The 23,456-nt window shown below is 73.8% G+C and carries 22 protein-coding genes; 13 read left to right on the forward strand and 9 right to left on the reverse strand.

Annotated elements, in window-relative coordinates:
• Positions 1 to 3: 3 nt before the first annotated feature.
• From ACQEVB_RS22240 to ACQEVB_RS22255, 4 genes are read left to right on the forward strand one after another with little or no spacing between them, the layout of a single operon-like run.
• Positions 4 to 861 (forward strand): branched-chain amino acid ABC transporter permease, encoded by an 858-nt coding sequence (locus tag ACQEVB_RS22240; RefSeq protein ID WP_432974434.1) that lies wholly within the window; start codon positions 4 to 6, stop codon positions 859 to 861.
• Entirely contained in the window at positions 858 to 1,859 is a 1,002-nt protein-coding gene (locus ACQEVB_RS22245) for a branched-chain amino acid ABC transporter permease (RefSeq protein ID WP_432974436.1), read from the forward strand. The genes ACQEVB_RS22240 and ACQEVB_RS22245 overlap by 4 nt, the downstream gene beginning before the upstream one ends.
• On the forward strand, positions 1,856 to 2,614 hold the full coding sequence (locus tag ACQEVB_RS22250; protein WP_432974438.1) for an ABC transporter ATP-binding protein: 759 nt from the start codon (positions 1,856 to 1,858) through the stop codon (positions 2,612 to 2,614). Before ACQEVB_RS22245 ends, ACQEVB_RS22250 begins: the two co-directional genes overlap by 4 nt.
• Positions 2,611 to 3,312 carry an ABC transporter ATP-binding protein gene (locus tag ACQEVB_RS22255; protein ID WP_432974440.1) on the forward strand — a complete coding sequence of 234 codons (702 nt, stop codon included), beginning with the start codon at positions 2,611 to 2,613 and terminating at the stop codon, positions 3,310 to 3,312. Before ACQEVB_RS22250 ends, ACQEVB_RS22255 begins: the two co-directional genes overlap by 4 nt.
• On the opposite strand, the gene ACQEVB_RS22260 is transcribed toward ACQEVB_RS22255, so the two are convergent.
• Both ACQEVB_RS22260 and folE read right to left on the reverse strand, forming a co-directional pair.
• On the reverse strand, positions 3,305 to 4,534 hold the full coding sequence (locus tag ACQEVB_RS22260; protein ID WP_432974442.1) for an NAD(P)/FAD-dependent oxidoreductase: 1,230 nt from the start codon (positions 4,532 to 4,534) through the stop codon (positions 3,305 to 3,307). The genes ACQEVB_RS22255 and ACQEVB_RS22260 overlap by 8 nt on opposite strands.
• The gene (folE, locus tag ACQEVB_RS22265) at positions 4,531 to 5,133 is read right to left on the reverse strand and encodes a GTP cyclohydrolase I FolE (protein WP_432980495.1); all 603 of its coding nucleotides are present in this window, start codon (positions 5,131 to 5,133) and stop codon (positions 4,531 to 4,533) included. The genes ACQEVB_RS22260 and folE overlap by 4 nt, the downstream gene beginning before the upstream one ends.
• Positions 5,134 to 5,259: 126 nt before the next feature.
• Here folE and ACQEVB_RS22270 point away from each other — a divergent pair, with 126 nt between their 5' ends.
• Both ACQEVB_RS22270 and ACQEVB_RS22275 read left to right on the forward strand, forming a co-directional pair.
• Entirely contained in the window at positions 5,260 to 5,913 is a 654-nt protein-coding gene (locus ACQEVB_RS22270) for a helix-turn-helix transcriptional regulator (protein ID WP_432974444.1), read from the forward strand.
• A gap of 402 nt (positions 5,914 to 6,315) precedes the next feature.
• Positions 6,316 to 8,772, forward strand: a complete 2,457-nt coding sequence (locus ACQEVB_RS22275) for a hypothetical protein (RefSeq protein WP_432974446.1) — start codon at positions 6,316 to 6,318, stop codon at positions 8,770 to 8,772.
• A 3-nt stretch (positions 8,773 to 8,775) separates the two neighbouring features.
• Here ACQEVB_RS22275 and ACQEVB_RS22280 read toward each other — a convergent pair whose 3' ends face one another.
• A complete protein-coding gene (locus ACQEVB_RS22280; RefSeq protein ID WP_432974448.1) occupies positions 8,776 to 9,456 on the reverse strand; it encodes a sugar transferase in 681 nt (226 codons plus the stop codon).
• Between the two features lie 98 nt (positions 9,457 to 9,554).
• The gene (locus ACQEVB_RS22285) at positions 9,555 to 10,340 is read right to left on the reverse strand and encodes a MerR family transcriptional regulator (RefSeq protein WP_432974450.1); all 786 of its coding nucleotides are present in this window, start codon (positions 10,338 to 10,340) and stop codon (positions 9,555 to 9,557) included.
• 116 nt (positions 10,341 to 10,456) lie between these two features.
• Between ACQEVB_RS22285 and ACQEVB_RS22290 the strand changes: the two genes are divergently transcribed.
• Together ACQEVB_RS22290 and ACQEVB_RS22295 are read left to right on the forward strand one after the other, a co-directional pair.
• Entirely contained in the window at positions 10,457 to 11,515 is a 1,059-nt protein-coding gene (locus tag ACQEVB_RS22290; protein WP_432974452.1) for a ferredoxin reductase, read from the forward strand.
• A 77-nt stretch (positions 11,516 to 11,592) separates the two neighbouring features.
• Positions 11,593 to 12,672, forward strand: coding sequence for a fatty acid desaturase family protein (locus ACQEVB_RS22295; RefSeq protein ID WP_432980499.1), 1,080 nt, complete (start codon positions 11,593 to 11,595; stop codon positions 12,670 to 12,672).
• A 223-nt stretch (positions 12,673 to 12,895) separates the two neighbouring features.
• Here the strand turns inward: ACQEVB_RS22295 and ACQEVB_RS22300 are convergent, their stop codons facing one another.
• The 3 genes from ACQEVB_RS22300 to ACQEVB_RS22310 all read right to left on the reverse strand — a co-directional run bounded on the left by ACQEVB_RS22300 (position 12,896) and on the right by ACQEVB_RS22310 (position 16,669).
• Positions 12,896 to 13,921: a TIGR03617 family F420-dependent LLM class oxidoreductase gene (locus ACQEVB_RS22300; RefSeq protein ID WP_432974454.1), complete on the reverse strand. Its 1,026-nt coding sequence runs from the start codon at positions 13,919 to 13,921 to the stop codon at positions 12,896 to 12,898.
• 19 nt (positions 13,922 to 13,940) lie between these two features.
• Positions 13,941 to 15,890, reverse strand: coding sequence for a GTP-binding protein (locus ACQEVB_RS22305; RefSeq protein WP_432974456.1), 1,950 nt, complete (start codon positions 15,888 to 15,890; stop codon positions 13,941 to 13,943).
• Between the two features lie 119 nt (positions 15,891 to 16,009).
• Positions 16,010 to 16,669, reverse strand: coding sequence for a TetR/AcrR family transcriptional regulator (locus ACQEVB_RS22310; protein ID WP_432974458.1), 660 nt, complete (start codon positions 16,667 to 16,669; stop codon positions 16,010 to 16,012).
• Between the two features lie 79 nt (positions 16,670 to 16,748).
• On the opposite strand from ACQEVB_RS22310, the gene ACQEVB_RS22315 reads away from it, so the two are divergent.
• On the forward strand, positions 16,749 to 17,405 hold the full coding sequence (locus tag ACQEVB_RS22315) for a DUF998 domain-containing protein (protein ID WP_432974460.1): 657 nt from the start codon (positions 16,749 to 16,751) through the stop codon (positions 17,403 to 17,405).
• Positions 17,406 to 17,430: 25 nt separating this feature from the next.
• Here the strand turns inward: ACQEVB_RS22315 and ACQEVB_RS22320 are convergent, their stop codons facing one another.
• On the reverse strand, positions 17,431 to 17,757 hold the full coding sequence (locus ACQEVB_RS22320) for a putative quinol monooxygenase (protein WP_432974462.1): 327 nt from the start codon (positions 17,755 to 17,757) through the stop codon (positions 17,431 to 17,433).
• 178 nt (positions 17,758 to 17,935) lie between these two features.
• Between ACQEVB_RS22320 and zwf the strand changes: the two genes are divergently transcribed.
• The 4 genes from zwf to ACQEVB_RS22340 all read left to right on the forward strand — a co-directional run bounded on the left by zwf (position 17,936) and on the right by ACQEVB_RS22340 (position 22,858).
• On the forward strand, positions 17,936 to 19,432 hold the full coding sequence (gene zwf, locus ACQEVB_RS22325) for a glucose-6-phosphate dehydrogenase (protein ID WP_432974464.1): 1,497 nt from the start codon (positions 17,936 to 17,938) through the stop codon (positions 19,430 to 19,432).
• Between the two features lie 87 nt (positions 19,433 to 19,519).
• On the forward strand, positions 19,520 to 19,741 hold the full coding sequence (locus ACQEVB_RS22330) for a hypothetical protein (RefSeq protein ID WP_432974466.1): 222 nt from the start codon (positions 19,520 to 19,522) through the stop codon (positions 19,739 to 19,741).
• Between the two features lie 175 nt (positions 19,742 to 19,916).
• The gene (locus ACQEVB_RS22335) at positions 19,917 to 20,681 is read left to right on the forward strand and encodes an ABC transporter ATP-binding protein (RefSeq protein WP_432974468.1); all 765 of its coding nucleotides are present in this window, start codon (positions 19,917 to 19,919) and stop codon (positions 20,679 to 20,681) included.
• Entirely contained in the window at positions 20,678 to 22,858 is a 2,181-nt protein-coding gene (locus ACQEVB_RS22340) for an FtsX-like permease family protein (RefSeq protein WP_432974470.1), read from the forward strand. Before ACQEVB_RS22335 ends, ACQEVB_RS22340 begins: the two co-directional genes overlap by 4 nt.
• Positions 22,859 to 22,868: 10 nt before the next feature.
• On the opposite strand, the gene ACQEVB_RS22345 is transcribed toward ACQEVB_RS22340, so the two are convergent.
• Positions 22,869 to 23,441, reverse strand: a complete 573-nt coding sequence (locus ACQEVB_RS22345; RefSeq protein ID WP_432974472.1) for a GNAT family N-acetyltransferase — start codon at positions 23,439 to 23,441, stop codon at positions 22,869 to 22,871.
• Positions 23,442 to 23,456: the final 15 nt, after the last annotated feature.

The raw sequence follows: 23,456 nt of genomic DNA on the forward strand, positions 1-23,456 counted from the left end.
CCCATGGTCGTCTCGATCCTCAACGGCTTCGCGATCGGCTTCCTGCTGTTCGTGCTCGCGGTCGGGCTGTCGCTCGTCTTCGGGATGATGGACGTGCTCAACCTCGCGCACGGTGCCCTCTTCCTCGGCGGCGCCTACCTCGGCGCAGCCTTCGCCGGGGGCTGGGGCGGGTTCCTCACCGCACTGGCGATCGCCGCTGTCGCCGGCGCGGCGGCCGGCGCGGTGCTCTCGCTCATGACCGAGCCGCTGCGCCGCCGCTCGCACCTGGACCAGGCGCTGCTCACCCTGGGCGTCGCGCTGGTCGTGGCCGAGCTGCTGATCATGGTGTTCGGCGACGACCCGCTGTCGGTGGACGCACCGCCCGGGCTGGACGGCTCGGTCACCGTGCTCGGCGCGGTCTACCCCAGCTACCGGCTGGCGATCATCGGGATCGGCGCGCTGCTCGCACTCGTCGTCTGGCTGGTCGTGGAGCGGACGCGGGTCGGCGCGCTGGTGCGCGCCACGGTCGCCGACCGGGAGATGGTCGCGACGCTGGGCGTGGACAACCGGCTGGTGAAGGTGGCGGTGTTCGCCGTCGGTTCGCTGCTGGCCGTCACGGCCGGCGTGCTCGGCGGCCCGATCTACGGCGCTCGTCCCGGGCTGGACGCCGCCGTGCTCATCCTCGCGCTGGTGGTCGTCGTCATCGGCGGGCTGGGCTCGGTGCGCGGCGCGCTGGTCGGTGCGCTGGTGATCGGCCAGGTCGACACCCTCGGCCGGGTGCTGCTGCCCGATCTCGCGTCGTTCATCCTGTTCATCGCGCTGGCGATCGTGCTGGTGCTGCGCCCGCAGGGGATCTTCGCCGGCCCGGTGGGGGCGCGATGACGGCCGCGCCGCAGGTCGAGGTGCCGGGCGGTGTGGCCGCCGCGCCGCCCCGGGTCACCCGCGGGCCCGGGTTGGTGATCGCCGTGGCGGTGCTCCTGGTGCTCGCCGCGGCACCGCTGTTCCTGGCCCCGTTCGCGACCACCACGCTGACCCGCATCGTCGTCTTCGCGCTGTTCGCGGTGAGCCTGGACCTGCTCGTCGGGGTCACCGGCATGCCGTCGCTCGGGCACGCCGGCTACTTCGGCGCGGGCGCGTACGCGGCGGGCTGGACGTCGATCAACGTGACGGCCGAGGCGCCGATCCCGCTGCTGGTCGGCGCGGTGTTCGGGGCGCTCGCCGCGGCCGCGACCGGCTGGATCACCGTGCGCACGTCCGGGGTGTTCTTCCTGATGCTCACCCTCGCGATCGGGGAGACGCTGCAGCAGCTCGCCGACTCCTGGGAATCGGTGACCGGCGGCGCCAACGGCATGGCCGGCATCCCGGCCACCCGGATCGCCGGCACGCCGCTGGCCAACGCCGGCTTCACCTACTGGTACGTGCTGGCCGCGGCCGTGCTCGGGTTCGCGGTCGTGGTGCTGCTGGCCCGCTCGCCGTGGGGCGCCGCGCTGCGCGGCATCCGCGACAACGAGCCCCGGATGCGGGCGCTGGGCTACGCCACGGCGCTGTACAAGTACGCCGTCTTCGTCGTGGCCGGTGGTGTGGCGGGGGCGGCGGGCGCGCTGCTCGTGGCCCAGCAGCGGTTGGTCACCCCAGCCGACCTCGGTTTCATGACGGCGTCGTTCGCCCTGCTCGCGGTGATCATCGGCGGGGCCGGGTCGCTGTGGGGGGCCTGCCTGGGCGCCGCGCTCGTCATCGTCGTGCGCGACGCGCTCGGCCCCAGCCTCGACGGCCACGGCACCCTCGTGCTCGGCATCGCGTTCGTGCTCGTGGTGTACCTGCTGCCGCGAGGCGCGGCCGGGGTGCGGCTGCTGCCGGCGAGGACAGGGCGGCGGACGTGAGCGTTCTCCGCTGCACCGGCCTCGCGCGGTCGTTCGGCGCCCTCAAGGCCGTCGACGGCGTCGACATCGCCGTCGAGCCCGGCGCTCGGCACGCGCTGATCGGACCCAACGGCGCCGGGAAGTCCACGCTGTTCAAGCTGGTCACGGGCACGATGCGGGCCGAGGCGGGCGTCGTGGAGCTGGCCGGCCAGGACGTGTCGCGGCTGTCGGAGGTGCAGCGCTGCCGGCTCGGGATGAGCCAGACGATGCAGCACGCCAGCCTCTTCGCGTCGCTCACGGCGGTGGAGACGGTGGCGCTGGCCGTGCAGCGCCACTCCGGGTGGCGGATCGGGCTCCTGCCGCGCAAGCGGCCCGAGGTGCGGGAACGGGCCGAGCAGCTGATCGCCGACGTCGGGCTCGCCGGCCGCGGCGACGTCGTCGTGCCGGCGCTCGCGCACGGCGAGCGCAAGCAGCTGGAGGTGGCGCTGGCGCTGGCCTGCAACCCGTCGCTGCTGCTGCTCGACGAGCCGGCGGCCGGCATGTCGGCCGCCGAGCGCGGCCGGCTCGTGGAGCTGGTGCAGGGCCTGCCGGCCGAGGTGACCGTGCTGTTCGTCGAGCACGACCTCGACCTCGTGTTCGCGCTGGCCGACGCGGTGACCGTGCTGCACCTGGGCCGCGTGCTGCTGTCCGGCACACCGGACGAGGTGCGCGCCAGCGATGCGGTCCGCGAGGCCTACCTCGGAACCCGCCGGCGCGAGGAGCTGTTCGGCCCATGAGTGCGTTGCAGATCCGCGGGCTGGTCGCCGGCTACGACCGCAGCACCGTCCTCGACGGCGTCGACCTGGCCGTCGACGCCGGCGCCGCGCTGGCGCTGCTCGGCCGCAACGGCGTCGGCAAGTCGACGCTGGTCATGACCGTCGCCGGGCTCGTCGCGCCGACGGCGGGGGAGATCCTGCTCGACGGGCAGCCGATCGCCGGGCTGCGGCCCGACCGGGTCGCCCGCGCCGGCGTGGCGCTCGTCCCGCAAGGCAGGCGGGTGTGGGCCACCCTGACCGTCGGCGAGCACCTCGCGCTCGCCACCGGTCGGCGGCGCGGCACCTGGACCGTCGATGCCGTGCTCGACCTCCTCCCGCGGCTCGCCGAGCGCCGCGGGCAGCTGGCCGGGCGGCTGTCCGGCGGGGAGCAGCAGATGCTCGCGATCGCCCGCGCGCTGCTCACCAACCCGCGGCTCGTGCTCATGGACGAGCCGTCGGACGGCCTCGCCCCGGCGATCGTCGACCAGGTCGGCGCCGTGATCGCGACGATGCGCGCGGAGGGCGTCGCCGTCCTTCTCGTGGAGCAGGACCTGCACCTGGCCTTCGGCGCCGCCGACGAGGTGGCGGTGCTCGACCGCGGCCGGGTCGTGCACAGCGCGTCGACGGCCGAGTTCCGCTCCGACCCGGCCACTGCGCAGCGCCTGCTCGGCGTCAGCTGAGATCGGCCAGCGGCACCCGCTCGTCCGCGAGCCGGGCGAGGTCGACGACCGCGCCCGAGCGGATCAACCCGTTCAGGGTCGCCGTCACCTCCCAGACGTTGACGTTCATGGCGGCGACCACGCGCCGCTCCTGGAGCCAGAACGCGATGAACTTCCGTCCCGCGACGTCGCCGCGCACGACGACCTCCGCATCCTGACCAGGGACGACGTGCCCGGTGTACTCCATGCCGAGGTCGTACTGGTCGGTGTAGAAGTACGGCAGCCGGTCGTAGGTGGCCGTGGTGCCGAGCATCGTCGCCGCGGCGACCGCCGGCTGGTTCAGCGCGTTCGCCCAGTGCTCGACGCGCACGCGCCGGCCCAGGAGCGGGTGGTGGGCGTTGGCGACATCGCCGGCCGCGACGACGTCGGGATCGCTGCTGCGCAGGTGCTCGTCGACGACGATGCCGTTGTCGACCGCGAGTCCCGCGGCCCGCGCGAGCCCGTCGTTCGGCGTGACGCCGATGCCGACGACGACGGTGTCGGCCGCGATCTCGGTGCCGTCGGCGAGCGCCACCGCGCCGACGACGCCCGGGTCGTCGGGCCGCGGTCGGATCCCGGTGACGGTGACTCCGCACCGCAGGTCGACGCCGTGACCGGTGTGCAGGTCGGCGAAGACGCGGGCGATCCGCGGGCCGAGCACACCCAGCAGCGGCAGCTCGGCGCTCTCCAGCACGGTGACCTCGGCAGCGGCACCGCGGGCCGCGGCCGCCGACTCCAGGCCGATCCACCCGCCGCCGACCACCACGATCCGCGCGCCGGGACGCAACCGGGCCCGGAGGAGGTCGCTGTCGTCGAGCGTGCGCAGGTGCAGCACCCCGGCCAGGTCCGCGCCCGGGACGGGCAGGCGGCGCGGGGTCGCGCCCGTCGCCAGGAGCAGCTTGTCGTAGCGCAGCGTGTGACCGCCCGCGGTCGCGAGGCGGTGGTCGGCCAGGTCGATTTCGGTCACCGGGTCGTCGAGCAGCAGGTCGACGTCGTGCTCGGCGTACCAGCTCGCGGGATGGACCCGCACGCTGTCGCGCTCGGTCCCGCCCTGCAGGTAGCCCTTCGACAGCGCCGGCCGCTCGTACGGGTGGTGGGCCTCGGCGCCGTGCAGGGTGATCCGGCCGTCGAAGCCCGCCGCGCGCAGCGCCTCCGCCGTCTTCGCGCCGGCCAGCCCGGCGCCGACCAGGGCGAACGTGCTCATGCCGCACCGTCCCGGCGCCCGATCCGGCCGGTCAGCCCGAGGAACTCCGCCCGCGAGCGCGGGTCGTCGCGGAGCGTGCCGCGCAGGGCCGAGGTGACGGTGGCCGTCCCGCCTGCCCGCACGCCGCGCAGCGTCATGCAGGAGTGCTCGGCCTCGACGACGACGCCGACACCGCCGGGTTCGAGGTGGTTCTGCAGCCAGTCCGCGATCTGGGCGGTCAGCCGCTCCTGGACCTGCGGCCGCCGCGCCAGCAGCTCCACCACGCGCGCCACCTTGGACAGGCCGAGGATCCGGTCGGCCGGCAGGTACCCGACGTGCGCGACGCCCGTGAAGGGCAGCATGTGGTGCTCGCACAGCGACTGCACCGGGATGTCGCGGACCAGCACCAGCTCGTCGTAGTGCTCGTCGTTGGCGAACGTGGTGAGGTCGAACGAGCGCGGGCTGAGCAGCTCCGCGTACGCGTCGGCCATCCGGCGGGGCGTGTCGGCGCGGGCCGGGACGCTGGTGTCGACGCCCAGCGCGGCGAGGAACTCGGCGGCTGCGCGTTCGGCGCGGTCGAGGTCGACGCCGTCGAACGGCGGGACGATCCGCAGCGGGATCGGGGCGTCGGTTGCTGCGTGGGGAAGGGACACGGCCGGCCTCCAGCTCTAACGGACAATATGCTTGACGTTAGAACGCGAGTACTCTTCCGTCAACGATCGTGTCCGTTAGAAGGGTCGGCGATCATGGAGGACTTCGCGAGCCAGGTGGACGGGGTGAGCGCGCTCGCCGAGCCGGCCCGGCGCGCCCTCTACCTCTACGTGGTGGCGCAACCCGGTCCCGTCAGCCGCGACCAGGCCGCGGAGGGCACGTCACTGCCGCGCCACACCGCCAAGTTCCACCTGGACAAGCTCGTCGAGGAGGGCCTGCTCGACACCGAGTCGCGGCGGCTGTTCGGCCGGCGCGGCCCGGGCGCCGGCCGCCCGAGCAAGCTCTACCGCCGGTCCGCGCGGCAGCTCGCCGTCTCCCTCCCGCCGCGGCACTACGACCTCGCCGGCCAGATCCTCGCCGCCGCCGTCGACGACGCGGCCCGGGCCGGCGGCTCCGTCCTGGCCGCCGTCGAACGCGCAGCGGAGGCGGCAGGTCGTCGCCTGGGCGCCGCGGCCCCGGACGATCCGGTCGTCGCGACGCTCGCGGCGTGCGGGTACGAACCCCGGCCCGACGAGACGGGTGTCGTGCTGGCCAACTGCCCGTTCCACGCGCTCGCCCGCGACCACACCGAGCTCGTCTGCGGGATGAACCTGCACCTCGTCACCGCGCTGCTCGACGAGCGGGGTGCGGCGCAGCGCGCCGTGCTCGAACCGGGCTCCGATCGGTGCTGCGTGCGGCTGACCAGCTGAACCGTGCGGTGGGCATCCGCATCTCGCCGGAGTCGGCGGTGCCCGTCGTTCTGGTGCCGGCGAGTTGTGGTTCTGGTGTCCGCGAGTCGTGGATCCGGCGTCCGCGAGTTGCGGCTTGGCGCACGCGAGTCGTGGTTCCGGCGTGAACCTGACCGTCGTCGCGGTGGACGCGACGCTTCCCGCTCGTCGGCGACGAGAACGGCGACTCGCGCGCGCCAAACCCACGACTCGCGGGCACCAAACCCACGACTCGCGCGCGCCGAAACCACGACTCGCGGGCGCCGAAACCACGACTCGCGGGCGCCATGACCGCGACTCGCCGGCACCGGGGCCACGACGCGCCGGCTGTACTAGCCTGCGGCTCTACGCGTCGCGGGGGGCGGCGCGTACGAGGGGGGCGCGGTGATCCGGCGGACGAACGCGCGATCGGTGGCCGCCCGCGTGCCGCTGCCGCACCCCAGGCGCTGGCTGCTGACGGCGGCAGCACTGCTGGCCGTCGCCGGCTACGTCGGGGTGCTGGACGGGCTCGGCGGGCTGCGCGCGTGGATCGGCGGCTGGGTGCCGCCCGGCGGCGAGCCGGTGCTGGGCTCCGCGACGCCGGGTGTGCTGGTGGCGGTGCTCACCCTGATCGCGGGGCTGTTCGCGCTGCGTCGCGGCCTGTTCGCGCTGCTGGCGCGCCGGCCCGGTCCGATCGAGGTCACCGCGTTCCACGGGCTCGCCGACGACGGCTACGCCCCCGACCCGACGGCCGACACCGCGCAGGTCGCGGCCGAGTTCCGGCGCACGCTGACCGAGATGAGCCTGTCGACGCCGCTGTCCATGCCGACCTCGCCCCGCCAGGACGAGTTCATCGACGACGTCGGCACGGTCGCGGACTCGACGACGACGTTCGGTGCCGCGGTCGCGCTGGTCCGCGCGGCGCTGCGGATCCAGTACGCGTACCGGGTCGCCGCGCAGATGCGGGTGCGGCGCGGCGAGGAGCGGTTCGGCATCACCGTGCACCTGGTGATGCAGCCGGGCGGCCGCGGCGAGGTGGCCACGTTGTGGGCTGCGGACTGGGCGTCGGCGGCGGACCTGGCGGCGCATTGGGTGGGCGCGCAGATCCTGCCGCGCAGCCGGCTGGCGCGGCGCGCGCCGTGGACGAGCTGGCACGGCCTGCAGATGCCGCCTGCGCTGTTCCACCACTCCCAGCTGGCCCGCCGGTGCGTGGCGGAGCGCCGGTTCGAGGAGGCGCTCGGCCACTTCCACGAAGCGCTCGTGCTCGACCCGCAGAACCCGTACCTGCGCATCGAGCGCGCCCAGGTGCTGGAGCAGCTCGGGCTGTCGATGGACGCGGTGGTGGCCTACGCCGACATCGTCGCCGTCGAGTCGTGGCACGACCGGACGTTGTGGCGGCGGCTGCGCGCGCACGTCGCAGGCGACGCCGACCCGTCCGAGGACGACGTCACGTGGGCCAGCACCCGCGCCGACGGCCCGCCGCCGCCTCGCCTGCGCGCGCTGGTCACGGGCCAGCAGGCGCTGCTGATCGCGCGCTACCGACTGGTCACCCGGCTGGCGAGCCAGACCGTCGCGCAGCAGTGGTGGCGCGTCGACGACTACCCCGACGCGCGCAACACCAAGCGGACCGCGGAGCGCCGCGAGCTGCGGGCGCGGCTGCGGACCTGGCTGGAGCCGTACTACCCGGACTACCTGGCCGACCTGCAGGGCAGCGCCGAGAACGTGCCGTTCGACGTCGCGGTGCGCCGGCAGCGGCTGCTCGCCCACCTGCTGTGCTTCGTGAGCTGGGTGGAGACGGAGCACCTGCTGGCCGACTACCGGTGGTGGCAGCTGCGCCGCCGCCCGGGGATGGCGGTGTCGCAGACGGCGCTGCGGGTGCTGCGCGTCTGGGCGCCGCTCCTGGAGCGGCGGGCCGCGGTGAAGGTCGAGGGCCCAGTGTGGGACGAGCTGCAGGCGAAGCGGCGCCCCGACCGGCGGCCCGACGGGCGGACGATCACCCGGCCGAAGCGCTGGCCGGACGTGGTCTGGCCGCCCGACATCACGGTCGTCGAGGCCGACCTGGAGCGGGTGCTGCGCCGCAAGCCGGCCCGGTGGCGGGAGTGGCAGGAGTACTACAACGCGGCTTGCGCGGCCGCCGTCGCGCTGGGCGGGCGCCGCGACGACGCACCGGACGAGCTGCGGCCGTGGGCGCGGCTCGCCGTGCGCTACCTGGAACGGGCCGTCAGCTCCACGGACAGCGGTTTCGTCGGCGCCTACACGCAGTGGCTCTCCACCGGCGACGACGACCTGCGCAGCCTGCGCTCGCTGCCCGAGTTCGTCGACTTCCTCGACCGCTACCTGCCCACCGACGACCTGCGCGCGCCGCCGCCGCACCGGCTGGTGGAGCTGGTGATGTCGCAGCACGCGGTGCGCCTGCTGCGCACCTACGCGACGGACCGGGTCGCCGCGCTGGACCAGCGCGAGGAGGCCGAGCTGCCGTGGGAGGCGCGGGCCCGCGCGGTGGCCACCGAGTTCACCGACCAGGACCGTGACTGGCGGTGCCGGCTGCGGCTCGTGCGCAGCGGCCAGAAGCTGCGCCTGCGGATGGGCGGGGCGCCGTTCCCGAGCGCGCTGCCCGAGTTCGACGACGACCCGGCGGCGTGGCGCTACAACCTCGCCGGCGCCGGCCAGGGCAACGGCGAGGTCGCCAAGCGCCACTACCGCGGGTACATCACGTTCCGCCGGGGCGCGCTCGCCGAGGCGTACGCGATCCTTGCCGGCGTGCCGGCGGAACCGCTCACCGTGGCCGGGAGCCGCGCGATGTGGCAGCGGATCGTCGCCGTGATGGACCGGGCGCTCGACGGCCCGCCGTCGACGCCGTGACGCTCAGCGCTTCAGCAGCACCCCGACCGTCCGCACGATGATCGCCAGGTCGAGCCCCAGCGACCACCGCTCGGCGTAGTCGTTGTCGGCGCGCGCCCGCTCCGGGATCGACGTGTCGCCGCGCAGCCCCCGGACCACCGCGAGCCCGGTCAGCCCCACGGGCACGCGGTGGCGGTCGGCGTAGCCGGGCACCGTCTTGGAGAAGCGGTCGACGAAGTACGGCCGCTCCGGCCGCGGACCCACCAGGCTCATGTCGCCGACCAGCACGTTCCACAGCTGCGGCAGCTCGTCCAGCGAGGTGCGGCGGATGAACCGGCCCACCGGCCCGAGCCGGGCGTCCTGGTCGATGTTCCACTGCACGTCGCCCTCGCCGGGCGCGGGTCGCAGCGACCGCAGCTTGTACAGCGTGAACAGCCGTCCGTGCTGCCCGACCCGCTGCTGCCGGAAGAGCACTCCCGGGCCGCCCTCGATGCGCACGGCCACGGCGACCAGCAGCAGCACGGGCGCCACGAGCACGAGCCCCACCAGCGCGGCGACCACGTCGATCACGCGCTTCACCGCCCGCGCGGCGCGCCCACCCCGTGCGGGCGCCGTCGCTGCTTCGTGCACCACCGGCATCGGCACGGTCGCCGGTTCCCCCACCGGCACCGGCACAGCCGTCGGATCCCCCACCACCGTCTTCACCTGTCCGAGGATGCTCCTGCGATCCTGAGAAGACGTCCGGGATTCCCCGGATCCGACCCCTGGACGCTCAGCGATTCCTCAGCCGCCCTCAGGTGATCTCAGGGATTCGCCCTGGTCGCGGGCTCACTGGTGGTGCGGACGGTGCGAGCCAGATCACGGCCGAACGTGACGTCGAGGCGCTCGGAGATGGCCATCTCCAGCACCGCGACCATCGCCTCGCCGGAGATGCGGCGCAACCGCTCGATCGTCTCGTAGACGCGCGGCCACTGGTCGGAGGGCCGCCCCGACGAGTCGAACGGCTTCCACACCTCCTCGAGGAACAGGTCGACGTAGACGCGGGCGATGCCGGAGGCGTGCCGGCTCAGCTGGTCGACGACGTCCAGCGAGCGGGCGACGGGGATGCCGAGCTCGTGCAGGTCCTGCGCGGCGCGCATGAGGCGCGGGCTGACCTCCTCGTACTGGCCGTCGCCGACCTCGCGCAGCAGCCCCATCTTCAGCGCGCGCTTGATCACCGACTCTTCGCTGTCGGGGAAGCGCTCGGCCAGCTCGCCCAGCCCGGAGATCTGGCGGTCCTCGCCGGCGAAGAGCTTGCGGATCCGCCGGATGAACGCCACGACCTCCTCGGTGGAACCGCCCGTCGTGTCGAGCAGCTTCTTGATCGTGTCCAGCTTGACGCCCTCGGCCTGCAGGTCCTTGATGAGCTCCAGCCGGGCCTCGTGGCCCGAGCCGTAGAAGCCGGTGCGGGCGCGCACCTCCGGCGGCGGCAGCAGGCCGCGGGCCTGGTAGGCGCGGATGTTGCGCACGGTCACACCGCTGACCCGTGCGAGGTCGTCGATGGTGAGCGTCGCCTCGTGGGCATCGGTGACGGCGTCGTCCGATGACATGTCCCATAGCTTAGCGTCGATTCGATGAGACATCGAGATCGGGCGAGACGCATGTAACACAGTACCGGCGGTAACAGCGATTGCGATGTGACATGAGGTGGTGCAATGCTGATGTCATGTTTCGCATCGCACCGCCTCGGCGCCGGGGCTCCCGCGTCCTGAAAGCCGCCACCGCGCTGACGACGCCCCTGCTCCCCGAGGACTTCCTCGGGCTCGTCGACCCGCTGTGGAGCGTCACCGAGCTGCGCGGCCGCGTGGTGGACGTCCGGCGCGAGACCGCGCGGGCCACCACGGTGACCATCCGGCCCGGCCGGACGTGGACGGGGCACCGCGCCGGCCAGTACGTGCGCCTCGGCGTCGACATCGACGGCGTGCGGCACTGGCGCACCTACTCGATCAGCAGCGCCGAGCACGAGCGGGAACTGCGCATCACCGTGCAGGCGCAGGACGGCGGCACGGTGTCGGGGTTCCTCGCGCACCGCGTCACCGTCGGCACGATCGTGCGGCTGGAGTCGGCGATGGGGGAGTTCGTGCTGCCCTCGCCGGTCCCGCGGAAGCTGCTGATGATCACTGCCGGCAGCGGCATCACCCCCGTCATGGGCATCCTGCGCACGCTCGCCGCCCGTGGCCCGCTGGGGTCGACGACGGGGCCCGACGTCGTGCTCGTGCACTCCGCGCGCACGCCCGACGACGTGATCTTCGGCGCCGAGCTGCGGCGCATGCCCGGGCTCACGCTGATCGAGCACCACACCGCGGAGCACGGCCGGTTGGAGCTCGCCGACCTGCCCGTCTTCGACGCCCATGAGCGCGTCGTGCTGGCCTGCGGCCCCGACGGTCTGCTCGACGCCGCGCGCGAACGCTTCGGCGACCGCGTGCTCGTCGAGCGGTTCACCCCGCCCACGCGCAGCGCCGGCGGTGCCGGCGGCACCGCGACGATCGGCGACGTCACCGTCGAGGTCGACGGCGCCACGAGCCTGCTGGAGGCCGGCGAGTCCGCCGGCGCCCTGATGCCCAGCGGCTGCCGCATGGGCATCTGCCACGGCTGCGTGCTCCCGCTGCGCGACGGCCAGGTGCGCGACATGCGCACCGGCCAGGTGCACGGCGAGCCCGGCGACCTCGTCCAGACCTGCATCAACACCGCGAGCGGACCCGTCCGCATCGAGACCACCTCCTAGGGAGAGCCATGACCCTCGCCCTCACGAAGAAGACCCCCGCCATCACCGACGCGCCCACCGGCACGCCCCGCCCGCCGATGCGCATCGCGGCGTCGACCCCGTCCCCTGCGGCCGCGGGACTCACCGCCGAGCAGGTCGAGGAGCTGGGCCGGCGCCTCGACGCCATCCGCGAGCGCGTCGAGGCCGAGCGCGGCGAGCGCGACGCCGCCTACATCCACGGCGTGATCAGGAAGCAGCGCTGGCTCGAGATCGGCGGCCGGGCGCTGCTGTTCGCCGGCGTGCTGCCGCCCGCGTGGCTGGCAGGCACGGCGATGCTGTCGGTGGCCAAGATCCTCGAGAACATGGAGATCGGCCACAACGTCATGCACGGCCAGTGGGACTGGATGCGGGACCCGAAGATCCACTCGTCGACGTGGGAGTGGGACAACCACAGCCCGGCCGAGCAGTGGAAGAAGACCCACAACTTCGAGCACCACACGTACACCAACGTCGTCGGCAAGGACCGCGACGTCGGCTACGGCATCCTGCGGCTGTCGGAGGAGCAGGCCTGGCGGCCGTACTACCTGCTGAACCCGGTGGTCAACCAGCTGCTTGCGATCTTCTTCCAGTGGGGCGTCGCGCTGCACGACCTGGAGGCGGAGAAGATCGCGTCGGGGGAGAAGAGCTGGAAGGAGGCGTGGCCGACGCTGAAGGCGATCGGCCGCAAGGTCCGCCGCCAGTTCACCAAGGACTACCTGGTCTTCCCCGCGCTGGCCGGCCCCTTCTTCCTGCCCGTGCTGATGGGCAACCTGACGGCCAACCTCGTGCGCAACCTGTGGTCGCACGCGGTGATCTTCTGCGGGCACTTCCCCGACGGCGCGCTCCAGTTCGACGAGGCCCAGCTGGAGGACGAGACCCGCGGCCAGTGGTACCTGCGACAGATGCTCGGCTCGGCCAACCTGGACGGCGGCCCGCTCTTCCACCTCATGACGGGCAACCTGAGCTTCCAGATCGAGCACCACCTGTTCCCCGACCTGCCCAGCAACCGCTACGCCGAGATCGCCCCCGAGATCCGCGCCATCTGCGCCGAGTACGGGCTGGAGTACACGACCGGGCCGCTGTGGAAGCAGTACCTGCAGGTGCTGAAGAAGATCAACCGGCTCGCGCTGCCGTCGTAGGCCCACGGTCCGGCGAGTCCTGCGTTCTGCCGGGCGAGTCTCGCGTCCGGTCGGGCGAGTTCTGCGTTCCGTCCGGCGCGGCGTCACCGCACGAACGCGTCGCTCGATGCGTCCGAGCAGTGCGCAGCGATCCGACCGCGGGTACCGAACGCGGGACTCGCCCGGCGAAACGCGGGACTCGCCCGGCGAAACGCAGGACTCGCCCGGGGGAACGCGGGACTCGCTAGCGGAGGGCGCGGGCGATCTCGCCCCAGCGCCCCATGGCCGTGCCGCTGCCCACGGACTCCTCGACGAGGTAGCCGACGATCCGCGCCGCGATGCCGGAGTAGCGCTCGCGCAGGGTGTCGGCGATCGTGTCCCACGGCCCGACCACGGCGAAGTGCTCGAGCATCTCGTCGGTGATCGTCGCGGCCATGCCGGCGATGTCGCCGGCCTTGAGCAGCTCGTTGAGCCGCGCGGAGGTGCCGTCGAACCCGAGGTCGTCGAACTGGAACGCGTAGTTCTTCGTCGACCCGTAGAAGGCGATCTGCTCGCGGGCGCGGCGCAGCAGCGGCGCGCGCTCCTCCGGGGTGTCGCCGGGCACCACGAACACGGGCACGATCAGGTCGACGTCGGCGGGGGAGCGACCGGCCGCGGCCGCACCCGCGGCGACCGCCGGCAGCAGCCGTTCGCGCAGGTAGTGCACCGAGTGCAGGGGGTGGACGTGCACGCCGTCGGCCTCGGCGCCGGCCATGCGGCACATCCACGGGCCGACGGCGGAGACGTCGATCATGATGTCGGGGTGGCCGTGGCGGGGCGGCGCCCAGCCGTGCGGCAGCAGCGTGAGGCGGTAGAACTCGCCCTCGTAGGAGAGCCGCTCGCCGCCGGCGAACGCCGCGAAGCACGCCCGGACCGCGCGGACGTAGTCGCGCAGCCGGGGGCCCGGCGGATCGAACTCCGCCCCGTAGCGGCGCTCGACGTGTGCCCGCACCTGCGTGCCCAGCCCGAGCCGGAACCGGCCGCCGGTGTTGCCCGCCAGCTCCCACGCCAGTGACGCGCTGACCATCGGGCTGCGTGGGAACGCGACGGCGATGCCCGTCGCGTAGTGCAGCTCCGGTGCTGCCGTCGCGGCGGCGGCCAGTCCCATCCACGGGGTCAGGCTGGTCTCGGTGAAGACCATCCCGGACAGGCCCGCCGCCTGCGCCGAACGCGCGAGCTCCGCGGTCTCCGCCCAGCTCTTGCCGGGGCCGGTCATGAGGTCGAACTCCATCCGCGGACGGTAACCCGGTTCATCGGGTGCGGAACGCGTGCAGCAGGTACTCCTTGCGGTCGAGCGGGTTGCCGTCGGTGCGGGGACGGGTGGGTGGGGTGCCGGCGACGGGCCGATGCCCGCTCCACCGCGACGTGAGCGTGCCGAGGCCGTGCGTGGCGCCGGGCAGCGCCTGCCCGAGCCCGCGCAGCTCGGCGGCCGGCACGGACGCGCGGACCAGCGTCTGTCCGGCGTCGACCGGCAGCACCTCCTCGGGCGTGCCGCGCGCCGCGCCGAGCATCGCGAGCACGGCGGGGACGGCCTCGGTCGGCACCTCCAGCTCCACCTCGTGCACGGGCTCCAGCACCTGGGTCCCGGCCTCGGCGAGCGCCGCCATCAGCACCAGCGGTGTCAGCGACCGGAAGTCGCCGGCCGCGCTGACCGGGCTCGAGTAGCCGGTGCGGGTCAGCGTGACGAGCGGGTCGAGCACCGGCCAGCCGGCGAGCCCCTGCTGCAGGGTCGCGTGCACGGTCTCCTCGATCGCGGTGTGGAACGCCAACGGCAGCGACCCCAGCTCGACGGCGAGCCGGAACTGCACGCCCCCGCCGGGCTCCCCGGGCTCGACGCGCAGCCCGATCGTCGCGACGAAGAAGCTCGGCCCACCGTCGACGTCGGTGCCGATCTCGTTGCCCATCTCCGAGAGCGCCTCCCCGGTGCCGACGACCCGCTCGGCCAGCAGCACCCGCGGCGGCGCGAACCGGGCCTCGACGCCGTAGGTCTCCAGCAGGGTGTCGTGCAGCACCTCCTGCTGCACCTCGCCGTAGAGCGCGACGGTGAGCGCGCCCGTGCCGGGATCGCGGCGGACCCCGATCAGCGGGTCCTGGTCCGCCAGTTCCAGCAGGGCCGCGTGCAGGCGCGGGCCGTCCGCCGGACGAGCCGGGGTCACCTCGGTCTCCAGGCTGGGCGGGGCGAACAGCGCGGGGCGGGCGTCGGCGCCGGTCAGCTCACCCAGCCGGTCCCCGATGCGTGCCGACGCCAGCCCGCGCACCAGCGCGATGTCGCCGGCCACGGCCGGGCCGGCGACGGGTTCGGCGCCCCGCGCGTAGACCGCGACCTCCGTGACCCGGTCCCCGCCGAGGACGGTGCGCGGCCGCAGCGTGCCCGACCGCACCCGCACCTGGGCGAGCTTCGCGCCGCCGCGGCCGCGGCTCATCGCGAACACGGTCGCGTCGAGCGGGCCGTCCGGGTCACCCCCGGATCGCGGCAGGTACCCCAGCACGGCGTCGACCAGCGCGTCGACGCCCTCACCGGTGACGGCCGACCCGAAGAGCAAGGGGACCACGTCCGCCCGCGCGAGCACGGCGGCGAGCGCGTCCGGCGGCTGCGGGGTGCCGTCGATCCAGCGGGCGAGCACCCCGTCGTCGTGCGCGGCGAGCGTCTCGACGACGCTGGGCGCGGTCAGCGGCACCGGTGTCGTGGTCGCGTCCCGCGTGCCGGCGCCCTCGACGTCGGTCAGCACGACGAGATCCGCATCGAACAGCCCGCGCAGCTCGTCGACGAGCGACGTGGTGCGGGCCCCGCGCCGGTCGATCTTGTTCACGAACACGACGGTGGGCATGCCCAGCCGCTGCAACGTCCGGGCGATCACCCGGGTCTGCGGCTGCACGCCCTCGACGGCGGAGACGACGAGCACCACCCCGTCGAGCACGGCGAGCGCCCGCTCCACCTCCGCGACGAAGTCGGGGTGGCCGGGCGTGTCGACGACGTGGACGCGCACCCCGGAGACGGGCAGTGCGACGACCGCCGAGCGGATCGTGATACCGCGCCGGCGTTCCTGGTCGAGGGTGTCGGTCTGGGTGTCACCGCCGTCGACGCTGCCGAGGCGGTCGAGCACGCCCGCGTGGTGCAGCAGGCGCTCGGTGAGGCTGGTCTTACCGGCGTCGACGTGGGCGAGGATCCCGATCGTGACGCGCGAGGAGGGCGTGGGCAAGGACGGTTCCCGGGAGTGTGGGGGTGCTGGTCACCTGGGTCACTCGGGAACGCACTCGCATGTCGGGCTCCTCGACGATGGACGGGACGACCACCACCGTAGGACCGCCCGCCACCGATTTACCGGCGATAGCCGGCCAGGAACACCTCGACGGCCCGGTCGGCCGTGCGCCGCACGGTCGCGGGGCCCGGCGCCTCGACGTCGACGAGCAGCATCCCGCGGTCGATGGCGGGGCCGACCACGAGGAAGGCGAAGTGCTGCGCCGCCTCGGCCGGGTCCGGCACGCGCAGCACCCCCCGCGCGCCCAGCCGGGCGAACAGCTCGGCGAACGCGGCCATGACCAGCGCGGGAGCCCGCTCGTGGTAGGTGGCGGCGAGCTTCGGGAAGCGCGTGGCCTCGCCGACAACGAGCCGGCGCAGCGCCAGCACCTGCGGGGCGGCGGTGGTGGCGAGGTAGCGGCGCGCGAGGGCGCGCAGGGCGTCGGGGACCGCAGCGTCGGGCACGTCGTCGAAGGAGGCGGGCAGCGCCGCGGCGAAGGCCTCGGCGGTGGCGGTGGCGCCGAGCACGACCTGTCGGAAGAGCGCCTCCTTGTCGCCGAACTGGTTGTAGACCGTCTGCTTGGACGCAGCCGCGTCGGCGGCGATCTGGTCGATGCGGGTGGCGTCGTAGCCCTGCCGGAGGAAGCGGCGGGTGGCCGCTTCGACGATCGCGGCCCGCTTGCGGTCGGTTGCGGTCGGCGCGCTCACGCCGTCGATGCGCACGATGACGCCGTCTTCCATGGAATTCACCGTACTCCGATGAGTACGCGTGGTTCCATGAGTCAGTACTCGCGAGTCCAACCAACCGAAGGAGCTCGCCATGTCAACAACGACCTGTGACCGACCGACCGCCGTCACCCGCTCACTGCTCGGGTACGGGGTGCTGGCCGGGCCGTTCTACCTCGTCGTCGGTCTCGCCCAGGCCCTCACCCGGGAGGGTTACGAGATCGCACGGCACGACCTGAGCCTGCTGGCCAATGGCCCGCTGGGCTGGATCCAGATCGCCAACCTGGTCCTGTCCGGGCTCATGACCATCGCCGCCGCGGTCGGCATGCGGCGTGCGCTCGCCGCCCGCGGGGGCGGCGTGTGGGGGCCGCGGCTCGTCGCCGGATACGGCGTCGGGCTGGTGCTGGCCGGGGTGTTCGTCGCCGACCCGATGAACGGGTTCCCGCTCGGCACCCCGGACGGCCCGCCCGCCAACCCCACGTGGCACTCGTTCGGCCACCTGGTGGCCGGCGCCCTCGGGTTCCTCGCGCTCGTGGCGGGGTGCCTGGTGTTCGCACGCTGGTTCGCCCGGCAGGGCCGCACCGGCTGGGCGGTCTACTCGGCGGCGTCGGGCGTGCTGTTCCTGGCCGCGTTCGCGGGCATCGCGTCGGGCTCGCAGAGCGCGGCCGTGGTGCTCGGCTTCTGGGCCGGGGTGATCATCGCCTGGGCGTGGCTGGCAGCGGTGTCGGTGCACCTCTACCGGACGGCCTGAGCGGCCGGTCGGTGGGTGGGCGAGGTCAGTCCGTCGGGGTGACCTCGCCCATCTCGACCCACGCGTCGCCGGGCAGGTCCTGGTAGTTCAGCAGCGGCTTCTTCGTGACCCACCGGCCCATGTCCACGAAGAACTGCTGCGCGTGCGCCGTCTTGACGTGCGCGGCTCCGGCGTCGCCGTCGCGGAAGACCTCGATGATCGCGAACTCGTTCGGGTCGTCGCCGTTCTGGTAGTAGTCGAACGAGACGTTGCCCGGCTCGCTGCGCACGTTGGCCGTGTACTCGGCGATCCCGGCCAGCCACTCGTCGCGCCTGTCCTGCCGGATCTGAGCCTGGATGACGATGAGGATCACGGGTGGAGTCTCGCAGCCCGCCGCAGGTCCCGCGATCTCAGATTGCGACATCGCGGACCGAACGGGTCTGCTGCCGCGGCACGCCACTGGACCTGGACCTGTCAGCGGCTGCTCCAGGTCGTCGCGGTCGATAGGGTCCATCTCGCCCCGTTCGGTGCTGCTCGCAGGAGGAACGTTCGTGTCTCCGCGCAATCCACAGACCATCGCGTACCCGTCGCCCACCTCCCGTCCGCGCCGCCGTGACGTCGAACCGCTCGCCCCGCACGTGATCGTGCTGTTCGGGGCGACCGGCGACCTGGCCAAGCGGAAGCTGCTGCCCGGACTGGCCTACCTCGCGGAGTCCGCGCTGGCCCCGGACGTGCGCATCGTCGGTACCGCCACGGAGGACCTGACCACCGAGGCCTTCCGGGACCTCGCGAAGGACGCGATGCGCAACTTCGGCGTCCACAAGCTCACCGACGAGGCGTGGGCCCGGTTCTCCGAGCGGCTCAGCTACGTCGGCACCAGTGCGGGACCGGAGGGCCTCGCCGCCGCCGTCGCCGACGCGGAGGAGAAGCTCGGGGAGGACGTGCGGCGGCTGCACTACCTGTCGGTGCCCCCGAAGGCGGCGCAGGCGGTGATCACGATGCTGCGCGACGCGAAGCTGGTGGAGCGCTCGCGGGTCGTGATGGAGAAGCCGTTCGGGCACGACCTGCGCAGCGCCATCGAGCTCAACGACTACGTGCACGAGGCGTTCGACGAGTCGCAGGTCTTCCGCATCGACCACTTCCTGGGCAAGGAGGCGGCGCAGAACATCCTGGCGTTCCGCTTCGCCAACGGGCTCTTCGAGCCGATCTGGAACCGCAACTTCATCGACCACATCCAGATCGACATCCCGGAACAGCTGGGCCTGGACCAGCGCGCCAACTTCTACGAGTCCACGGGTGCGTACAAGGACATGGTCGTCACGCACCTCATGCAGGTGATGGCGTTCGTCGCGATGGAGCCGCCGACGGCGCTGGAGCCGCGCGCCATCAGCGAGGAGAAGAACAAGGTCTTCCGCTCGATGCTGCCCATCCACCCGCACGACGTCGTCCGCGGCCAGTACGGCGGCTACCGGGACGAGGACGGCGTCGCCTCCGACTCCGACACCGAGACGTTCATCGCGCTGCGCGTCGGCCTCGACAACTGGCGCTGGGCGGGCGTGCCGTTCTACCTGCGCACCGGCAAGAAGATGGCCGAGGGGCAGCGAATCATCTCGATCGCGTTCAAGCAGGCCCCGCGGACGATGTTCCCGCAGGGCTCCGGCGTGGGGGAGTCGGGTCCGGACCACCTCACGTTCGACCTGGCCGACTCGTCGCGGGTGTCGCTGTCGTTCTACGGCAAGCGCCCCGGGCCGGGCATGCGGTTGGAGAAGCTCTCGATGCAGTTCTCCACCCAGGAGACCGACACCGCGAAGGACGTGCTGGAGGCGTACGAGCGGCTGATCCTCGACGCGATGCGCGGCGACCACACCCTCTTCACCACGGCCGAGGGCATCGAGTCGCTGTGGGAGCGGTCGATCCCGCTGCTCGACGACCCGCCCGTCGTCAAGCCGTACCCGCCGGGCACCTGGGGCCCGAACGCCATCCACCAGCTCATCGCGCCCAACGCGTGGCGGCTGCCGTTCGAGCGGGCGTGGCGGGAGAAGAGGTAGCGATCGTCGGTCGGTGCTGCGCCGGACAACCCTGTGTGCGAAGATCAACTCGAATCGGATCGCAGACCACTGGGGGACTGGTTGACCATGATCGGTGACATCGCGGACCGCCTGCTCGCGAAGCTCGTGCCGCACGCGACGGCGATGGCCATGTCCGAGCTGCGGGATCGGACGCAGTCGTGCTTCGGCGGCGCCTGCGTCATGTACGGCGGCCGATGCGCCGTCTGGGCGCAGTCGTGCGTGAACGGCGAGTGCGGAGAGTGCTACGCGGTTGCGGGTTGTTCCACCGGAGCTCCGCACGGCTGCTGAGTCGGGCGGTCCCGTCTGCGGTGCTTGCGGCGACTTCCGGCGCTCCGGTCACTAGCGCCGGAACGCAGACCGGAGACCGGAACGCGCTACCAGCCAGAAGTACGACCCGGGCCCCGGCCCGATCGGCGTTCCGGCCGACGCGCGCCCCAGCGTGACCACGGCACCGTCGACCACCATGACGACGCTCCCTCTCCACCGCCGGCCGACCGTTGCCCGCACCGTCGCGGTCGCCGCCACCGCACTCGTCAAGACCTACGGTCGCGGTGACGCCGCCGTCGACGCGCTGGCCGGCGTCGACGTGGCGATCCCGGCAGGGCGGTTCACGGCGATCATGGGGCCGTCCGGGTCCGGCAAGTCCACGTTGATGCACCTGCTCGCGGGTCTCGACGTGCCGACGTCCGGTTCGGTCGTGCTCGGCGACACCGACCTGGGCGGCTGCACCGACGCCCAGTTGACGGTGGTGCGCCGGGACCGGGTCGGGTTCGTGTTCCAGTCGTTCAACCTGCTGCCCCAGCTCACGGCGGAGCAGAACATCGAGCTGCCGGTGCGGCTCGCCGGCCGCGCGGTCGACGCGGGGTGGCGCGACCAGCTCGTCGGTCTGCTGGGGCTGCGGGACCGGCTGCAGCACCGGCCGCCGGAGCTGTCGGGCGGGCAGCAGCAGCGCGTGGCGCTGGCCAGGGCGTTGCTCGGCCGTCCCGAGGTGGTGTTCGCGGACGAGCCGACGGGCAACCTCGACTCGCACTCCGGTCGAGAGGTGCTGGAGCTGCTGCACCGCAGCGTGCACGAGCTCGGCCAGACGGTGGTGATGGTGACGCACGACCCGGCGGCGGCCTCCTACGCCGACGAGGTCCTGATGCTGCGCGACGGCCTGCTCGCGGGGATCGTGCGCGACCCGCGGCCGCAGGCGATCCAGGACGCGCTCGCGGAGCTGTCCCGATGACCTCGCACGTCGGATCGGTCGCCGGGGTGCTGCTCGCGGAGACCCGGCGCCGACCGGGGCGGCTGCTGCTCACCGGGCTCGCGGTCCTCGTCGCGACGGTGTTCGCGGCCGGCACGCTGCTGCTGTCGCAGACCCTCGACGACTACGTCAGCTCGCGCTCCCAGGAGACCCCGGCCGCCGCAGCGGCGGTCGTGCACCCGGCCGCGGGCGCCCCGCTCGCGTCCCGGATCACCGACGTGCCGGGCGTGGCGGCCGCCGTCGCGTACGGGACGGCGACGCTGCCCGTGACCGGTGCGGGACCGGGCACCGAGTGGGGAGTGCGCTCGGATCCCATGCTCGGCCCGCTCTCGCGACTGGCCGCCCCGATCGCCGGCCACCTGCCCACCGCGCCCGACGAGGTCGTCGTCGGGAAGGCCACCGCGCAGCGCACCGGCATCGTCCCGGGCACGCACCTGACCGTGGCCGGGAGGTCCGGCGACGTGCCCGTCACCGTCACCGGGGTCGTGCCGCTCAACTGGGAGGGCACCGACTACGTCGTCACCACACCCGAGATGCTCACCGCGCTCGGCGGCACCGTCGAGGCGGTCGACGTGCTCGCCGCCCCCGGTGTCGGCGAGCACGAGCTGGCCGCGCGGCTCGCCGCCGCGTTGGGCCCCGCGGCGACGGTGCAGACCGGCAGCGACCAGCGGCGGGCCGAGCTCGCCGAGGCGTCGGCGGCCGCGACCGCGGTCCTGCTGGGGGTCGGGACGTTCGCCGTGGTCGCGCTGGTCGCGGCCGCGATCGTCGTCGCCTCGACGTTCCGGATCGTGCTCACGCAGCGGCGCACCCAGCTCGCGCTGCTGCGCTGCGTGGGCGCGGGACGGCGCGGCATCGTCACCGCCGTGCTGGTCGAAGCGGCGCTGTCCGGCACGATCGCGGGCGTCCTCGGCATCGCGATCGCGCTGCTGCTCGGCGAAGGTGGGCTGGCGGCCGCCGCGGCACTCGGTGCCACCGGCCTGCCCGAGCTCGGGGTGCCGTGGCTCGGGATGATCGCCTGCCTGCTCGTCGCGGTCCTCGCGACCGTCCTCGCCGCGGTCGCCCCGGCCGTCGCCGCGTCCCGCATCCCACCCGTGGCGGCGCTGGGCGCCGCCGCGGCCGGCGAGACGGGCGCGCCTCCGACCGGGCGGCGGCTCGCCGTGGCCGGTCTGCTCGCCGCGGTGGCCGCGGGCTCGGCGGTGGCGTCGGCGCTCGTGGCCGCCGACGAGGGCCAGGCGCTGCTCCTGCTGGTGGTGGCCGCGTCCGGGCTCGTCGCCTTCGCGGCGCTGGTCGCGGCCGGACCGGTGCTGGTCCGCGGGCTCGCCGCCACCCTCGGGCGGGTCGTGAGCCTGCTCGGCCGCACCCCCGGCCGGTTGGCGACAGCCAACGCGCTGCAGGTGCCCCGCCGCACGGCCGCCACGATGGCCGTCCTCGCACTGGGCGCCGGCCTGACCTCGGCACTGCTGGTGGCCGTCGACTCCGGTCAGGCGGACGCGGCGGACCGGGTGACGCGGGCCGTCCCGGCGGCGGTCGCCGTGCGGGTCACCGACGCGTCGCGGGTGGCGGCGGTCAGCGACCGGTTGGCCGCGGAGCCGCAGCTCCGGGTGTGGATCGACCCCGCGGGGCCGACGACCCTGCTGGTCGACCCGGCCGAGGGGATCGCGGAAGCCGCCGTCCGCCCCGCCGTCGACCGCGTGCTCACCGGCGTGCCGGGGGTGAGCGTCCAGTACGCGAGCGACGTCCGCGCCGAGCTGAGCACGTCGATCACGATCATGCGCGCGATCGGGTTCGGGCTCGTCGGCATGACGTTGCTCGTGGCCGTCGTCGGGGTCGGGATCACCCTCGCCCTGTCGGTGGCCGAACGCGGCCGGGAGACCGGCCTGCTGCGGGCGGTGGGCCTGTCCCGCACCGGGGTGCGCGCGATGGTGGCGTGGGAGGCGGTGCTCGGCGGAACCGGGGCGGCCGTGATCGGGGCCGCCGTCGGCGTCCTCTACGGGGTGCTCGGGCTGCACGTGCTCGGCATCGGCAAGGGGTTCACCGTCGGGGTGCTGCCGCAACTGGCCGGGCTCGTCGTCGGGGTCGTGGTGGTCGCAGCAGCGGCGGCGGTGGCACCGGCGATCCGCGCGGGCCGCGTCCCGCCGGTCCGCGCCTTGCAGCCGTGACGCCGGCGGGTCACGCCACGACCGCGTCCAGCGGGAGCTCGAAGTGCACGGTGGCGAAGCGGGGGTCGTGCTCGGTGCCGCGGTCGTCGCCGACCTCGATCACCGGAAGGGAGCGCCAGAAGGGCTCGGCCGCCGGCACACGGGTGTTGGTGTGCAGGTAGATGACCCGATAGCCGCCGTCGGCGCGGACGAACTCCTGGCACGCCGCGACCAGCCGCCGCGCCAGCCCGGCGCGTCGGTGACCCGGCAGCGTCGCGACGCGCAGCAGCTGCGCCACCGCCTGCCGGTCGGCGTAGCGGCGCCCGAGCTCCGCCGGGTGCGGCGGGACGTTCGGTCCGCCCACCCGGATCGCCGCCGTCGACACGACGCGATCCTCCTCGTCGACGGCCACGAACATGGCCTGCCGGGGGTTGTCGACGTAGGTCTCGACGGGGCGGTCCAGGTCCCAGTGCCACTGGGGCTGGTAGCCGTAGCCGAGGTCGGTCTCGGCCGTCTCCAGCACGACTGCGCGGGCAGCGGCCAGGTCCGCGGCGGTGACGGCGCGACGGACCACGTGGACGGGCCGGGGCATGGCGGTGGTCACGGTTCCTCCGGGGTC

It is taken from the genome of Pseudonocardia sp. CA-107938, assembly GCF_050936315.1.
GTDB lineage: Bacteria > Actinomycetota > Actinomycetes > Mycobacteriales > Pseudonocardiaceae > Pseudonocardia.

Bases quoted from the DNA above. Each gene is read 5' to 3' on its own strand.
- ACQEVB_RS22260 (WP_432974442.1), bottom strand. From the start codon at position 4,534: ATGAGCACGTTCGCCCTGGTCGGCGCCGGGCTGGCCGGCGCGAAGACG.
- ACQEVB_RS22295 (WP_432980499.1), top strand. From the start codon at position 11,593: ATGCGCATCGCGGCGTCGACCCCGTCCCCTGCGGCCGCGGGACTCACC.
- ACQEVB_RS22330 (WP_432974466.1), top strand. From the start codon at position 19,520: ATGATCGGTGACATCGCGGACCGCCTGCTCGCGAAGCTCGTGCCGCAC.
- ACQEVB_RS22315 (WP_432974460.1), top strand. From the start codon at position 16,749: ATGTCAACAACGACCTGTGACCGACCGACCGCCGTCACCCGCTCACTG.
- ACQEVB_RS22335 (WP_432974468.1), top strand. From the start codon at position 19,917: ATGACGACGCTCCCTCTCCACCGCCGGCCGACCGTTGCCCGCACCGTC.
- ACQEVB_RS22245 (WP_432974436.1), top strand. From the start codon at position 858: ATGACGGCCGCGCCGCAGGTCGAGGTGCCGGGCGGTGTGGCCGCCGCG.
- ACQEVB_RS22300 (WP_432974454.1), bottom strand. From the start codon at position 13,921: ATGGAGTTCGACCTCATGACCGGCCCCGGCAAGAGCTGGGCGGAGACC.
- ACQEVB_RS22310 (WP_432974458.1), bottom strand. From the start codon at position 16,669: ATGGAAGACGGCGTCATCGTGCGCATCGACGGCGTGAGCGCGCCGACC.
- ACQEVB_RS22340 (WP_432974470.1), top strand. From the start codon at position 20,678: ATGACCTCGCACGTCGGATCGGTCGCCGGGGTGCTGCTCGCGGAGACC.
- ACQEVB_RS22290 (WP_432974452.1), top strand. From the start codon at position 10,457: ATGTTTCGCATCGCACCGCCTCGGCGCCGGGGCTCCCGCGTCCTGAAA.
- ACQEVB_RS22240 (WP_432974434.1), top strand. From the start codon at position 4: ATGGTCGTCTCGATCCTCAACGGCTTCGCGATCGGCTTCCTGCTGTTC.
- ACQEVB_RS22270 (WP_432974444.1), top strand. From the start codon at position 5,260: ATGGAGGACTTCGCGAGCCAGGTGGACGGGGTGAGCGCGCTCGCCGAG.
- ACQEVB_RS22285 (WP_432974450.1), bottom strand. From the start codon at position 10,340: ATGTCATCGGACGACGCCGTCACCGATGCCCACGAGGCGACGCTCACC.
- ACQEVB_RS22255 (WP_432974440.1), top strand. From the start codon at position 2,611: ATGAGTGCGTTGCAGATCCGCGGGCTGGTCGCCGGCTACGACCGCAGC.